This is a genomic window from Thermanaerovibrio acidaminovorans DSM 6589 (assembly GCF_000024905.1).
GTDB lineage: Bacteria > Synergistota > Synergistia > Synergistales > Synergistaceae > Thermanaerovibrio > Thermanaerovibrio acidaminovorans.
This window is the reverse complement of sequence record NC_013522.1, coordinates 917,312-931,190: the sequence shown is the minus strand read 5'-3', so window position 1 is coordinate 931,190 and position 13,879 is coordinate 917,312. Positions and strand designations below refer to the sequence as shown.

Sequence of the window (13,879 nt, the reverse complement as noted above, 5' to 3'; positions counted from 1 at the left end):
TTAAGTATTTTTGCATTAAACTGCCGTTCAGGCAACCCCCATGGGATTGAGGAGGTCCTCCTGCAGGACCCGCAGTATCTCCCCAAGGCTTGGGGCGTAGAGCACGTCCCCATGGGGCTTGTAGGGCATTATCCCGTCAAAGAACTCCGCCACCCCTCCGAGGCACCCATGCCTCATGTGGGCATTGAAGGGACGCATGAAGATCCACCCTATATCCAGCCTGTTGGGGTTGAACTTGAGGTACGCGGTGATGAAGTGCCCAAGCAGCCACGGCCACGCCATGCCCCGGAACTTGGCCTTGATCCGCTGGTCCATCCTGCCCTCCTGGCGCCCCTTGAACTTGTCGTGCTTGGGCTCCAACGTCCTGAGGCCGTAGGTGGTGTACAGCTCGTTCCAGCACACGTCAAGTACCGACCGTCCCATTACCGGGTCCAGGGGCGACGACGGCAGGGATATGGCCAATATCTGGTTGGGCCTCACCGCCGCATCCAGCGGAAGGGAAGGATCAACCCAGTCGTAGAGGTATCCCCCGTCCTTGTTCCAGAAGACCTCCCGGAAGGCGGTCCCACAGCTGTCACCCAACTTGGCGTACGAAGACGCCTTCTCCTGGTCCCCCAGGAGCTCGCACAGTTGCTCCGCAAACCTTATGGCGTTGTACCAAAGGGAGTTGAACTCCACCAGGTACCCCCGACGTCTCACCACCGGCTCCCCTTCTGTCTGGCCGTTCATCCAGTGCCTCAAAGGGCTATCGGAGTCAAGGAAGAGCAGACCCCGGTCATCCATCCTTAGGTCCAGCGCGTCGATGGGAGACCTGTGGCGGTCTATCACCTTTAGGACCCTCTCCCACAGGCCCTCCACCGAGTCGGGGTTCTCCATGGCCTCGTAGAGCTTCTGGGCCCCGTAGGCCAGCCAGAGTCCACCGTCGGCTCCATCGAACCTAAGCGATGCGCCGTCCATATCGGATGGCACCACCCAGTCGTTCTCCTCCGTCACCTTAAGCCACCTGTCCAGCACCCTGACTGCCCCATCGTGCCTGCCGGTGGAAAGCATGAGCCCCGGCAAGGATATGAAGGTCTCCCGGGAGGTCACCCTCATGGACGGATAGCCGCTGTACACCGTGGTCCCCTCCCCCGGCAGGTCCTCCACCAGGTGGGAGGAGGCCATCAGAAGGTCCCGAACTGCGCTGGTCTTGGGCTCCATTGGGACGGAGGCCAATAGCTTCTGCGCCGCCTGGAGGGTCTCCTTCTCGAGAAGACCTATCTCCCCCTTGGACATGGTACCCTGGGAGGAGGAACAGAGCACCACGTAGACCGAATTCCCTTCCTCCATGTCCAGCTGGAGGTATCCAGGGGACCACAGGTCCTCGGAGACGGGACCCTGACAGTCCTCCTCCTGCTCATATACCACCCTATCGAACCACAGGGGTTTGGAGGTCCAATCCCCGTCAGTGGAGAATATCCTGGTCTTCATGTCCCCGCCACTGACCAGCACTCCGCCCTCCGATACCTCCGCGGAGAAGTCCCGTCGCTTTAGGTCTGCGCAGGTTACCTCCCTATGGGCCATCAGGGGACGCACCTCCAGCCTCACCCTCTCCGGGGAGGCCAGTAGCTCGTACTTTACCACCGTGCACCCCTTGCCGCAGGGCATGAATATGGACTTCTTGAAGAGGGCGCTGTGAATCACGAACAGAACGCTTGGGATGGGGGATGCCTGATACTCCTGAATGTAGCGGAACCCATCGGGGTAGATGAGGTCCTTATACCTGTTGGTGGACAGCTGGTACTTCTTGCCCGCTATAAAGAGGGTCTCCTCCAGCTTGCTAACCAGCACCTGATGGGCGGAGGCAGGGCCGGGCTTCTTGACCAGCAGGCCGTGAGCCTTCCTGGTGTTGGCCCCGATCACGGTGGAGAAGCAGTAGCTACCCTTGCCGTCCGAGACCAAAAACTCCCGCCCCGCCCCCTTGTCGTAGGTGTTAACATCGGCCTTTCCCAGGTACATGGGCATCATCCCCCTTCAAAAGGTTGGCAAACATCTTCTCCAACTTTCTCCAACGGTACTCCACCGTGCTCTTGGAAACAGGGTGAGGAAGCACCTGTCCAAGCTCCCTAAGGGATAGGCTGGGGTTCTCCCTCCTGGCGCGCACCACCTCCCACAAGGGCATTGGCAGATCGTCTTCTAGGCCCATCTCCTCTATGAGCCTAACTAAACGAAGCTGGTTCTCCGACGCCTCGAGGCTCTTGGCTATATTGGCGGAGTCACAGTTGACCAGCTTGTTTGCCTTGTTTTTCATGGATCTGAGGATGGCCATGTTTTCAAGCTTCAAGATACTCTCCGATAGGCCCAAAAAACTAAGGAAGTCCACTATCTTTTGCTGATCCCGGATGATCACCTCAACCCGGCTATCCTTGACCCGTCTGGAGAAGGATATGCCCCTCGTCTTGAGTAATTTATACAACAGATCCGCTGTATTATCAAACTGTGGGATCTTGACCAGCAGGTAGTACCCCACCTTGGGCAGATACAGGGCCCCGCAACTACCCCATAGGCCCCTGAGCCACGAGGACCACTGAACATCCCCCCTGATCGCTCGCCCTCGAAGGTGCTCCACCGCTTCCTGGGGTATCTGGATCGACACTCTGGTCCTGACCTTGACGTCCCCCTTGGGGGCCATTATGAGCCTGGGAACCCAGGGGACCTCCCCCCCTTGGCTCATTAGGCTCCAAAGCTTAAGGAGACGACGGAAGACGAACCGCCTCTGGGTCCGGTATATTAACCCCGACTCCGCCTTGAGCGGGATTAAACCATCGAGTATTCCCCTCACCTCCGCGAACGGGGCGCCGCTAAGCCCTATGGCCCCCCACTCCTCCCACATGGAAAGGCTCAGGTCCTCCAAAGATCCCCCTCCTTGGCCTCCCTCGCCAGGCGAACCAATGTCTCCGCCAGCCTCTTCGGATCGTGCCTCAATAGCCCCTTCTCCGAGTCCGACCCCACCAGATCGGCCTTCACAACCGGGCAACCCCTTTGGCGAAGCACCTCTTCCTCCTCCTCGGTGGGATACACCGGGACCGCTCCCTGGTTCAGATACCTATCCAAGGCATCTTTAGGCAGCCGAGCCGAGTTGGCCACCACCGCATCGGGAAGACAACCCAGGACGCTGGATATCCAGTCCACATGATCGAGGAAACCGAAATGATCGGTCTCCCCCGGCTGGGTCATTATGTTGGACACGTAGACCTTGGGGGCCTTGGACAGCCTAACCCGATGGGACAGCCGATCCACCAGCAGGTTGGGCAACACGCTGGTGAAAAGGCTCCCGGGTCCCAGGACTATCAGGTCCGCCGAATCGATGGCCTCCATTACCTCTGGCAGGGGCTCCGGGTCCCTAGGCTCCAGCCAGAGCCTCTCTATCTGGTCCCCGTGTCTGGATATCTCCTCCTCCCCACGGATGACCCTGTCCCCCAGCTGGGCGAAGAGGGCCACGGGTTCCAGCGTGACCGGCAAAACCTGCCCCCTTATGGCCAGGAGCTTGTTCAGCTCCTTAACCGCCCTGCCGAAGTCACCGTACATCTCCGTTATCGCCAGGAGCATCAGGTTCCCAAGGCTGTGACCCCTGAGGTCCCCCCGATCGAACCGGAAGGCCAGCATTCGCTGCAGCGAGCTGTCGCTCTCCGCCAGAGCTACGATGCAGTTCCTTATGTCCCCCGGGGGCAAGACCCCCCACTCGGACCTGAGCCTCCCGGAGCTGCCCCCCTCGTCGGTAACGGTGACCACTGCGGTGAGGTTCCTGGTGAAGCCCTTTAGCCCGCTCAACAGGGTGGAAAGGCCGGTGCCACCCCCTATGGCGACTATCTTGGGCCCCAGGGACAGCCGGTGTCCGATGGCGCTGGCCATCACCTTCTGCCCCGATCCCCCCTCGGATCCCATCCCCAGGGGGATAACCCGGCTGGCACCCCAGACCGCCAGGCCTCCGGTAAGGAAACCTATTATCGCCGATATCAGTGGATCCATCAGTCCAGGCTTCCCTTGTCCACGTCCCGGTGGACCACGTCACACTTTACACCCAGGTCGATCAAGGACCGGGCCACCGCCTCCGCCACCGCCACGGACCGGTGCCTGCCTCCGGTGCACCCGATGGAGACTCTAAGGTGAAGCTTGCCGGACCTCTCGTAGAAGGGCACGAAACGGGCCAACATCTGGGCCATGGAGGACACGAACTGGTGAAATTCCGGCACCGGGTCGAAGTAGGAAACTATGCCCTGATCCATGCCGGTAAGCTCTTTGAGGTGCGGCACGTAGTTAGGGTTGGGCAGGAACCGGACGTCCCAAATGATATCCGAGTCCTGGGGCAACCCGTATTTGAACCCGAAGGAGGAGATCACCAGCTTGAATCCATCCCCCCCCAGTAGCTCCTCCAGGAGGATTCGTCGTAGCTGATGGTGGTTCATCCCGCTGGTGTCTATCACCACGTCCGCTATGCCCCTAAGGGGGGCCAGCATGGCCCTCTCCTCCCTTATGCCGTCCAGGGTGTCATCTCCCTGGGCCATCGGGTGGGCCCTCTTGGTGAGCTCGAACCTGGAGCTTATGTCTCGGTCCGACGCATCCAGGAAGATGAGCTGAACCGGCGTGCCCGCCCCCCTTATGGAGGCCAGGACCCTCTCCAGGTCGTTGAGGAGATGGCGCCCCCTCACGTCCATCACCGCCACCACCCCGGATGAGGTGGCCCCCGGATGGCCACTGAGCACCAACAGTAGTTGGGGAAGCAGCGCGGGAGGCAGGTTGTCTATGGGGTAAAACCCCTGATCCTCCAGGATCCTCAAGGCGGTGCTCTTGCCGCTGCCGGATAGACCTGTCAGGATGATCAACCGTTTAACTGTGCTAGCCAAGCTCCACCCCCCCTTGCAGTTAACCCACTAATGATGATGGTGATGGCCGCACTCGCTGGCCTTACCGGTCAGGATCTCCACCCCATGCCTAACGCAGGGCTCCACCGCCTCGAAACACTCAAGGGCACCGGACCTGCTGCCCGGGAAGGCCAGCACCAGCGTCTTGCCCACCGTCACCCCTAGTCCCCTGGACAGGAAGGCCCTGGGGGTCCCGTGTCCGCTCCTGGACCTCATGAGCTCTCCGAAACCGGGCACAACCTTGTCCGCCACCCCCAACAGGGCCTCGGGGGTCACGTCCCGGGGAGAAAGGCCGGTGCCGCCGGTGCAAAGCACCAGCTCGATGCCCATGGATGACCAGCGGAGTATCCTCTCCCTTATGGCCTCCACCTCGTCGGGCACCACGTCCCGATCCTCCACCACCGCGCCTATTCGAACCACCCGCTCCGCCAACGCGGGACCTGCGGTGTCCTCCCGCTCCCCCCTGGACCCCTTGTCGCTGACGGTCAACACCGCGGTCCTTATGGGGTCCCAGACCTGACATCTCTCGGATACGGCGATGAACCCAGGGAACAGGACCTCCAGGGATGAACCGTCCCTAACCTCGAGGATGGCTCCCCCACCGGTGGAGGCTAGAAACCGCCCCTTTGTTAGGCCCTGGACATGCGATAGGACCAGGTGGAGCAACCCCGCACCTCCATCCCCACCGGGCAAGGGCCCCGGGCCAGAGTAGACGATGCTAACCGGATCCCCGTTGCACAGGCTCTTGCCCCGATTGTCCGTGTGAAGGTAGATCATGGGGAGGTCGTTCCCATGGTCGCCTCTGTAAAGTCTAAGAACCCTGATCGTCATGGTCTATCCCCCAGCTCCTCCAGATTCACCCCGGGGGCCAACCACTGGCCGCTCTTTCCCCCGGTCTTCCTCAAAAGCCTTACGGACCTTATCTCCATCCCCTTGTCCAACGCCTTGCACATGTCGTAGAAGGCCAGGGCGGCCACGCTAACCGCCGTCAAGGCCTCCATCTCGACCCCGGTCACGTCCAGGGCGGAGACCTGCCCCCATATGACCACCTCCATGGCGTCCCGATCCAGTTGGCACCGGATCGACACGGAGGATATCTTTATGGGATGGCAGAGGGGGATCAGGCTGAAGGTCTGCTTGGCCCCCATTATCCCCGCCAGCTCCGCCACCGAGAAGGGCTCCCCCTTGGGCACCCCTCCCTCCAGTAGCGCATCCAGGATGTGGGGAGTCAGCTTGACCCTCGCCTCCGCCCAGGCGGTCCTCTGGGTCGGCGCCTTGCCCCCAACGTCAACCATCCTGGGGCGACCTTCCTCGTCAAGGTGGGTAAAAGAGCTCATCCCTATCCTCCTATCTGGGACATGTGGAGATCCCCAGTGGCCACGTCCTCCCAGCACCGGGGCTTCGAGTTAACCGTGTCGACTATGGAGGCCATTAACCCCTCCCGGTCGCCGGAGGATATGAACCGCCTAAGGTCCGTCTCCTCCTTGGCGAACAGGCAGGCCCTCATCTTGCCGGTGGCGCTAACCCTCACCCGGTTGCACCAGGCGCAGAAGTGGCTAGATACCGCGGATATGACCCCTATGCGCTGTCCGGTCTCTGGATCCCAATAGTACCTGGCGGGGCCTGCCACCTCCTCCCCGGTGGAGAAGGGAACCCACCTCCCACCCCGGTTCACCTTGGAAAGGATCTCCTCGGCGGGGACGAAGCTCTCCTTGCTCCAAACCCCGTCGTCCATGGGCATGAACTCTATGAGCCGGAGAAGGTAGTCGTTCTCCTGGCAGAAGGCCAGGATGTCACCTATCTCATCGTCGTTGAAGCCCCGTATTATGACCGTGTTAACCTTTATGGACCTGATCCCCACCTCCCTGGACGCCCTAAGGCCATCCAGTACCCTTTTAAGCTCCCCGTTCCTGGTCACGTACCGGAACTTGTCCTCCTGGATGGTATCCAAGCTTACGTTAAGGCCCGATATGCCTATCTCACCGATCTCCCTGGCGTAGAGGTCCAACAGTGCCCCATTGGTGGTTAGAGCCACCTTGAGGTTGGGCATGGAATCCCGGATCCCCCGAAGGAAGCCAAGGAAACCCCTCCTGACCAGGGGCTCCCCACCGGTGAAGCGGACCTTCCTCACCCCCATCCGATGTAACGTGTCGCACAGGAAGGACAGCTCCTCATAGGTCAACAGGTCCCGGTGGTCCAAGAGGGGGATCCCCTCCTCGGGCATGCAATAGCGACACCGGAAGTTGCACCGGTCCGTAACTGAGATCCTGACGTAGTCTATCTTCCTCTTGTACCTGTCGGTCAGGGCCATAAGTATCCCCCCATAGCCTCCACCCTGGACCTCCACTCCGGATCCTCCGCCATCTCAACCAGCGCCTCCATGGCGGGATGCCCCCGGTACCTTGACGGATAGACCAACTCGTAAGGCTCCTCCACCAGGGGTATGAAGTCCAGTCCCATCGCCATCGCGGCGCTCCTGATGCCCAGCGCCGCGTCGGCGAAACCGTTGAGCACCCTCATGGCCACGTCCCCGTGGGACACGCAGACAGAGTCGTATCCCCTTACCTGATCGGGGCTCAGCCCGTTTGAGACCAGCAGGTGATCCAGCAGGATCCTGGTCCCGGATCCGTGCTGCCTATTCGCTATCCTGACGTCCTCGCGAGCCAGGTCAGATATGTGGTGTATCCCCTTGGGGTTCCCGGGGGCCACCATCAGGCCCTGTTGACGGCGGAAAAGCAGGACCCTGGTCCAATCACCCTCCCCATCGAGGCGGTCAACGATCACGTTGTACCTGCCACTTTCGGGGTCCAACACGTGACAGGTTGCCCCGTGGGCCTCCCCGCGGCTAAGGGCCATTACCCCTCCCATGCTGCCAACCCGCCGAATCACCACTTCGCAACCCCTGCGGCGGGTCCCAAGGGCCAGCAACTGGAAGGCCGGGTCATCGGAGCCCTGGATGAGGCACCGGCGGTCCAGTTCCATCCTAACCCACGGGTAGAACCTCACTGGAGCCCCCTTTGGAAGCTCCACCGCATCCTGGGGGACCAGGATCAACCCGTCCGACTCAGCCAGGGACCAAAGGGAACTGGATCCACCTCCCAATGGGTAGACCCGTACCTCCCGATCCAAAAGGACCGCCCTCCCCTTGGCCCACTCCTCCATCCCGGGAGGGGAGGACATGGGCTGAAGAAGAGGGCACTCGTACCCACACACCCCCTTGACATCGAAGTAGGTGGCGGGGGCCCTGCCCGACAGGTGCGACAGGAAAGGAACCACCAGGGTGAATAGGATTACCATCGAGGAGGAGGGGAACCCGGGGAGCACCAGCACCGGCTTGCCGTTAACGGATGCCCCCATGGCGGGGCGACCAGGCCTCATCAGCAACCACCGGAAGATGATCCTACCCTTGAGAACCGCATGGGCCATGTCCCGCCTGCCCTTGGCGGATCCGCCGGATATGAGGACCGCGTCGTACTCCTGGGTCCCCCTCTCTATCGCCTCCTCCAGGAGGGAACGGTTGTCCCTTACGATCTCCGGGTGCACGTGAACGTGGAATCCGGCCTCCCCGAGGATCCTGGTGGCCAGTATGGAGTTGGTCTCCGGCACATCCCCGGGCTTTGAGCCCTTTGCGTAAACATCCTCCGATACGATCTCGTCTCCGGTGGGGATGAAGAGGACCCTTGGCCTGGGGATGGCCAGCACTTTGGTAACCCCTGCCCCTATGAGCAGAGAGGCCGATTGGGCGGTCAGCTCCTGCCCCTTCGACGCCAGGGGCTGACCTGCCATGACGTCCTCCCCTGGGAATCGGGTGTTCTGACCCGGATAGCAGGAGCGGAACACCTGGAGGTTCCCACCATCCTCGGAACAGTCCTCCACCATCACCACCGAGTCGCACCCCTCCGGAAGGGGGGATCCGGTGTTGACCCACTGGAAGCGTCCCGGAGTTAGGGTCACCGGCCTCTGGGGGCTCGCAAGGCCAGTGGAGGAGGACTCCACCGCGTAACCGTCCACCGCCGATACTGCAACCGCCGGAAGGTTCACCTGGGCCGATACGTCCTGGCCCAAAACAAGCCCCACCGCCTCCCTCACCGGGAAGATCCTGGGCTCCAGGGGGGGGAAGGTTCCAATAAGGGCCTGAATGGCCTCAACCCTGGACAAGTGTTCAATGGGCCTCATCGGAAGAGCCACACCTCCGCTTCGTCTCCTCGCCTCAAGGTCTCCCTGTCCTTTGGAACCCTTACCAAGCCATGGCATCGGGACAGGATTCCCGTGTACCCCGAGGCGGACATGAGGGGCTCAACCCCATCTGGGGGGACCAGGGCGGGGACGAACTCCTCAACACCGGGCTTGGCCGGAAGGTCCTTCAGAAGGGGCATGGACAGCTTGGTTGCGTTCCACCCCTCACCTCCCAACCCCATCTCCAACAGGGGGGTTAGAAAGGTGTAGAAAGACACTGCACACGAAAGGGGGTGACCGGGAAGGCCCAAAAGCAACCTATGGCCATGATGGGTAACCGCCGCCAGGAGCGGCTTACCGGGTTGTACGTTGACCCCCCTCACCAACAGCCCCGGATCCTCCGTGTGGGAGAAGATGCCCTCCAGGTGGTCCCTGACGCTGACCGAGGATCCGCCGCTTATCAAAACCATCTGGTTGTCCTCCAGGGACGACAAGAGGGAGTCCCTAATGAGAACCGGATCGTCCCTCAACACCCCTCCGTAGGACGCTTGGATGCCAATCTGCCTGAGTTGCGCCACCAGGAACCATCCGTTGACGTCGTATATGGTCCCCGGGTCCAGCGTCTCCCCCAGGGATCTCACCTCATCCCCGCTACTGAAGACCGCGGCCCTCAGGCGGAGGCATGACACCCTCTCCTCCCCTTGGGATGCCAGCAACGCAACGTGAGGCCCCTTTATCAGGGTCCCGGCTCCTATCAGAACATCCCCCACCCGAGACTCCTCACCGGAGATGACCACGTTATCCCCCCGCTGATGGGACCTCCGGACCTCCACCATATGCCCCGCCGGCGTGGTATCCTCCAACATGACCACGCAGTCCGCCCCCTTGGGCAGTATCCCACCGGTGTGTATGGGGTGTGCCCATCCGGGGTTAACCTGGAAGTCCGGCACCGCCCCCATGATCACCTCCCGCCCCAGGGAGAGATAAGAGGGTGAAGCCTCAGAGGCCCCCACCAGGTCTGCGGACCTCACCGCATAGCCGTCCCGAAGGCTACGGTCGAAGGGAGGCATGGGCATTTTCGCCCTCACGCTCTCGGATGTTATCCGGCCGAGGCACGACTCCAAGGGGATCAGCTCCCTTGGGAGGTCACCCCAGTTCAGGTGGGAGACCACCAGCTCTATGGCCCGCTGCCTATCCGCCAGGCGTTCTATGGGACACATCAGTTGCCGCCACCCCTGGCGTATATGAGCTGGATGGGCAACCCCATCTTCTGAAGCCTGGAGGACAGGGCATCCACGTCCCCCTGAGCGCCGCCCACCTGCACCCTGACCCTAAAGAAGGTCTTGCCGGACACCTCCGCCTCCTGTACCACCACCGGCAATCCGTCCTTCTTGAGCTTATCCCCCAGGGAGTCCGCCGCCGCCCTGGTGGAGAAGGCTCCAACCTGGATCATGGACACCGCCCTGTTCCCCTGAGGGACTGCGCCTTGGGCCTGCTTGCCCCCCGATGCGCCGGAGCCCTCCGTCAGCTTGGGCGACCCGGTTGAGGCCTTGGGCTCCTGCGTTGCAGTTCGCTTGGCGGACGAAGCCCCCGATGCCCTGCCTTCGTCCCCGTCGTCCACCGGGGAAGCCACCGGGACCGCCTTCTTGGCCTTCTTGGTGACCTCGGTCTTCGCCGGCTTGGGCTGCGCTGGAGCCTCTTGGACGCCGGGTTGCGAACCCTTAACGTCCGCCAGATCCGGATCCTGCTCGAAGTCCTCCACCACCGGTTCCTGGTGTGCAACCGGGCTGGTGGGCTTGACCGACTCCTGTACGGGGTCATCGTTCCCCTTGAACAGCGGCCCCGTAAGGAGATACTTGCCCCCGGCTATCAGGATCCCAACCGCCACCAGGGCGGACAGGACGATGGCCGCCTTGGACATCATGCCTCCCCCATCGCGCTTCTTGTAGCTTCTGGTAACCCTATGTCCCACATCAACACCCCCGATCCATTTTAATCCGTAGGGCGTCAACCCCATAGCCCATACGCTCCAAGGTCTGGGTGAGTCGTCCCTTCCGGTCCTCATCGGGGAGCGAGAGGCCCCCTTCAATGTCCCCCGGAAGCGCCCAAGCGATCTGGTATTCCCGCAAGGCCTCCCTGTATCCGTTGAACCGTATCTCCAACTTCCTCCGTCCACAGGCTTCAAGACAGCTTCGCCTAACCAGGTCAGACCTCCTGTCGTAGGTGCGCTTGTCTATGAAGGATGCGCCCCCCCAAGGGGTGCCTGGCTTGGGGACGAAGGCGTTCAAAGACACCACCAGGGGCAGATCGCTCTCCCGGAGGATCCGCCCACATAGGGAACCTATGGCCTCCAGATCCTGGTCCTCCTCTCCGGGAAGGCCCAGCATAAAGTAGAGCTTCAACTTCCCCATCCCCTCCCTCTTGGCCAGGAGAGCCTTCTCCACTATCATATCATCAGTGAAGTTTTTGCCGCAACTTAATCTCAGCTTCAAACTTCCCGCCTCTGGCGCCAGGGTTAGGGACCTACCTCCCCGGGAAGAGAGGGCCCTTATCATGAAGGGATCCAGGGAGTCCAAACGCAGGGAGGCGAAGGATATTCCCATGTCCATGGCCAGGATCCTTTCCACCAATTCACGCAACCCCGGGTAGTCCCCCGCCTCGGGGGTTATGAGGCCTATCCTGCCGAACCAGCCCCTGAAGGGCCCAAACTTGCGCTCCACCACCCCAACCGCCTCCTCCAGGGGTAGCCGTCTCAGAGGAGAGAAGCAATATGTCAGGGTGCAGAAGCGACACGCCCTTCTGCACCCCCGCTGGAGCTCCAGCAGTACCGAGTCGCCGAAGACCCCATTGGGGGCTATCCAAGCGCTTGAGGCATCCTCCACCGAAATGTGGTCCGACTTGGCCACCTCCAGGTTGGATGAAGGGTGATGGGGCACCAGGATGTTGGGGGTGGTCGCCAGGTCCCGGAGGACCCCCTCATGGTGGTCGGAGCGCAACGCTTGGACCAGCGGCTTAAGGGTCACCTCCCCGTCGCCCAGGACTATGAAATCACACACATCGAAGAGGGACAGGGGGTTTATGTAGGTAAGGGCCCCGCCGGCACCTATGAGGGGGTAACCGCCCCCAACCCGGTCCCTCCTCAGGGGTGGTATGCCCCCCTGCTTCAACCATTCGATGAAGGCCAGGACCTGGTTCTCGTAGGACACGCTGGCAGTTATGATGGGAAAGGATCTGATGCTCTCGTCCGAATCGAAGGATCGCAGGACGGGTCCGGGTCCCAGGAAGAACCTCTCGACCCCAACCCCCATCCTACGGAGGGCTCTAAAGACGTGATGGTAACCCAGGCTTCCGCTCCCCAGGTCGTAGTTACCCGGGTAGAGGAGGGCCCATCTAGGATGTCCCCCCCTGGGCAGGTCGTCATCCAGCCAGATCTCAGCGGACCTGTAACTGGACCAACTGGCCCAACCCTTGGCGGGTTGGGCCTTGGCTATGGCTCTTCTCACCTTGGGATGCCTCTTGCAGGGCGCCCCCTAGGACGGGCGCCTTCTCCTCCGATAGGCGGCAGGGACGTCCAGATCGTCGGTGGGGGCACCGCTACCCCGGAACAGGTCCTCCTCCACCGATGGGGAGCTGGATCCATGGGAGTGGGAGACGGGGCGGACCTCCGCCTCCTCAAGCTCGGGCTTCTGCTTGGGCCTCTCCACCGGGGAGGTCTTGGGGGGAAAGTTCCCCTTTAGGGCACCTAGCCCCATTCTGGCATCCCCATGCTGGGGCTGGCTATGGGAGAAGCCGGTGGCTATGACGATCACCTGGATCTTGTCGTCCATTTCTGGTTCCAGCACGTGTCCCCAGATTATCTGGGCGTCCTCGTCCACGAACTCCCCTATGGCGCTGGAGACCTCTAGGACCTCGTGGGTGGTCACGCTGGGGCCTCCGATTATATTGAAAAGGACCCCCTTGGCTCCCTTTATGGGGGCCTCCATAAGGGGGCTGTTTATGGCGTTCCTGGCGGCCACCGCGGCCCGGTTCTCCCCCTGGGCCTCACCTATGCCCATTATGGCGGAGCCCGCGTTGCTCATCACCGTCTTAAGGTCCGCGAAGTCCACGTTCACCAGGCCGGGCTTGAGGATGAGGCTGGTCACCCCGTCCACCGCCTGTCTCAGGACCTCGTCCGCCAGCTTGAAGGCATCGGTCAGGGAAGTCTTCTTGTCCGCCAGCTGCAAGAGCCTGTCGTTAGGGATCACTATGAGGGCGTCCACCTGTTCCTTAAGCCGCTCGATTCCGGCCAGGGCCTGGGTTATTCGCCTCTTCCCCTCGAACATGAAGGGTTTGGTGACCACCGCCACCACCAGGGCACCCGCCTCCCTGGCTATGTTGGCTATCACCGGTGATGCACCGGTCCCGGTGCCACCCCCCATGCCGGCGGTTATGAATACCATGTCGGCCCCCTCTATGGCAGAGCGGATCTCCTCCCTAGATTCCAACGCCGCCTTCTGTCCCACCTCAGGGTTGGCCCCAGCGCCAAGACCCCGGGTCAGCTCCTTGCCGAGTATTATCTTTATGTCCGCGTCGGAGAGCTCCATGTGGGCCACATCGGTGTTGGCGGAAATGAACTCCACCCCCTTGATGCCGCTCCGGATTATGTGGTTTAGGGCGTTATTACCCCCTCCACCAACACCTACAACCTTTATTATCTCCCTATAAGACCTGCCTGACCTATCTATTTGTAGCAACTCCGCCATGAAGACATCCCCCTACGAGAAGTTTGCTGACCAACTCAGAACCCGGGAAGAGCTACCGGG

General features: G+C 61.6%; 12 protein-coding genes. All 12 read right to left on the bottom strand.

The genetic code is table 11. From position 1 onward, the window contains the following. Nucleotides 1–27: 27 nt before the first annotated feature. The 12 genes from TACI_RS04560 to ftsZ are packed head-to-tail and all read right to left on the bottom strand — an operon-like array spanning nucleotide 28 to nucleotide 13,819. Nucleotides 28–1,998: an amylo-alpha-1,6-glucosidase gene (locus tag TACI_RS04560; RefSeq protein WP_012869636.1), complete on the bottom strand. Its 1,971-nt coding sequence runs from the start codon at nucleotides 1,996–1,998 to the stop codon at nucleotides 28–30. Next, nucleotides 1,973–2,893 (bottom strand): DNA-binding protein WhiA, encoded by a 921-nt coding sequence (whiA, locus tag TACI_RS04555; RefSeq protein ID WP_012869635.1) that lies wholly within the window; start codon nucleotides 2,891–2,893, stop codon nucleotides 1,973–1,975. Before whiA ends, TACI_RS04560 begins: the two co-directional genes overlap by 26 nt. Further along, nucleotides 2,881–4,008, bottom strand: coding sequence for a gluconeogenesis factor YvcK family protein (locus TACI_RS04550; RefSeq protein WP_012869634.1), 1,128 nt, complete (start codon nucleotides 4,006–4,008; stop codon nucleotides 2,881–2,883). Before TACI_RS04550 ends, whiA begins: the two co-directional genes overlap by 13 nt. Further along, nucleotides 4,008–4,883: an RNase adapter RapZ gene (gene rapZ, locus TACI_RS04545; protein WP_012869633.1), complete on the bottom strand. Its 876-nt coding sequence runs from the start codon at nucleotides 4,881–4,883 to the stop codon at nucleotides 4,008–4,010. Before rapZ ends, TACI_RS04550 begins: the two co-directional genes overlap by 1 nt. 27 nt (nucleotides 4,884–4,910) lie before the next feature. Continuing rightward, on the bottom strand, nucleotides 4,911–5,732 hold the full coding sequence (locus TACI_RS04540; RefSeq protein WP_012869632.1) for a MogA/MoaB family molybdenum cofactor biosynthesis protein: 822 nt from the start codon (nucleotides 5,730–5,732) through the stop codon (nucleotides 4,911–4,913). Beyond that, complete coding sequence (gene moaC / locus TACI_RS04535; protein WP_012869631.1) at nucleotides 5,729–6,238, bottom strand: cyclic pyranopterin monophosphate synthase MoaC; 510 nt, start codon at nucleotides 6,236–6,238, stop codon at nucleotides 5,729–5,731. Before moaC ends, TACI_RS04540 begins: the two co-directional genes overlap by 4 nt. 2 nt (nucleotides 6,239–6,240) lie before the next feature. Then, the gene (moaA, locus tag TACI_RS04530) at nucleotides 6,241–7,212 is read right to left on the bottom strand and encodes a GTP 3',8-cyclase MoaA (protein WP_012869630.1); all 972 of its coding nucleotides are present in this window, start codon (nucleotides 7,210–7,212) and stop codon (nucleotides 6,241–6,243) included. After that, nucleotides 7,203–9,077: a substrate-binding domain-containing protein gene (locus TACI_RS04525; RefSeq protein ID WP_012869629.1), complete on the bottom strand. Its 1,875-nt coding sequence runs from the start codon at nucleotides 9,075–9,077 to the stop codon at nucleotides 7,203–7,205. The genes moaA and TACI_RS04525 overlap by 10 nt, the downstream gene beginning before the upstream one ends. Beyond that, entirely contained in the window at nucleotides 9,074–10,297 is a 1,224-nt protein-coding gene (locus tag TACI_RS04520) for a molybdopterin molybdotransferase MoeA (protein WP_012869628.1), read from the bottom strand. Before TACI_RS04520 ends, TACI_RS04525 begins: the two co-directional genes overlap by 4 nt. Next, nucleotides 10,297–11,049: an SPOR domain-containing protein gene (locus TACI_RS04515; RefSeq protein WP_164925151.1), complete on the bottom strand. Its 753-nt coding sequence runs from the start codon at nucleotides 11,047–11,049 to the stop codon at nucleotides 10,297–10,299. Before TACI_RS04515 ends, TACI_RS04520 begins: the two co-directional genes overlap by 1 nt. Before the next feature lies 1 nt (nucleotide 11,050). Continuing rightward, nucleotides 11,051–12,580, bottom strand: a complete 1,530-nt coding sequence (locus TACI_RS04510; protein ID WP_012869626.1) for a B12-binding domain-containing radical SAM protein — start codon at nucleotides 12,578–12,580, stop codon at nucleotides 11,051–11,053. A 27-nt stretch (nucleotides 12,581–12,607) separates the two neighbouring features. After that, the gene (gene ftsZ, locus TACI_RS04505) at nucleotides 12,608–13,819 is read right to left on the bottom strand and encodes a cell division protein FtsZ (protein ID WP_012869625.1); all 1,212 of its coding nucleotides are present in this window, start codon (nucleotides 13,817–13,819) and stop codon (nucleotides 12,608–12,610) included. Nucleotides 13,820–13,879: the final 60 nt, after the last annotated feature.

Excerpts from the sequence above, each read along its gene's own strand:
- TACI_RS04560 (WP_012869636.1), bottom strand. The coding sequence starts at position 1,998 with ATGTACCTGGGAAAGGCCGATGTTAACACCTACGACAAGGGGGCGGGG.
- TACI_RS04550 (WP_012869634.1), bottom strand. The coding sequence starts at position 4,008 with ATGGATCCACTGATATCGGCGATAATAGGTTTCCTTACCGGAGGCCTG.
- TACI_RS04540 (WP_012869632.1), bottom strand. The coding sequence starts at position 5,732 with ATGACGATCAGGGTTCTTAGACTTTACAGAGGCGACCATGGGAACGAC.
- moaC (WP_012869631.1), bottom strand. The coding sequence starts at position 6,238 with ATGAGCTCTTTTACCCACCTTGACGAGGAAGGTCGCCCCAGGATGGTT.
- moaA (WP_012869630.1), bottom strand. The coding sequence starts at position 7,212 with ATGGCCCTGACCGACAGGTACAAGAGGAAGATAGACTACGTCAGGATC.
- TACI_RS04525 (WP_012869629.1), bottom strand. The coding sequence starts at position 9,077 with ATGAGGCCCATTGAACACTTGTCCAGGGTTGAGGCCATTCAGGCCCTT.
- TACI_RS04520 (WP_012869628.1), bottom strand. The coding sequence starts at position 10,297 with ATGTGTCCCATAGAACGCCTGGCGGATAGGCAGCGGGCCATAGAGCTG.
- ftsZ (WP_012869625.1), bottom strand. The coding sequence starts at position 13,819 with ATGGCGGAGTTGCTACAAATAGATAGGTCAGGCAGGTCTTATAGGGAG.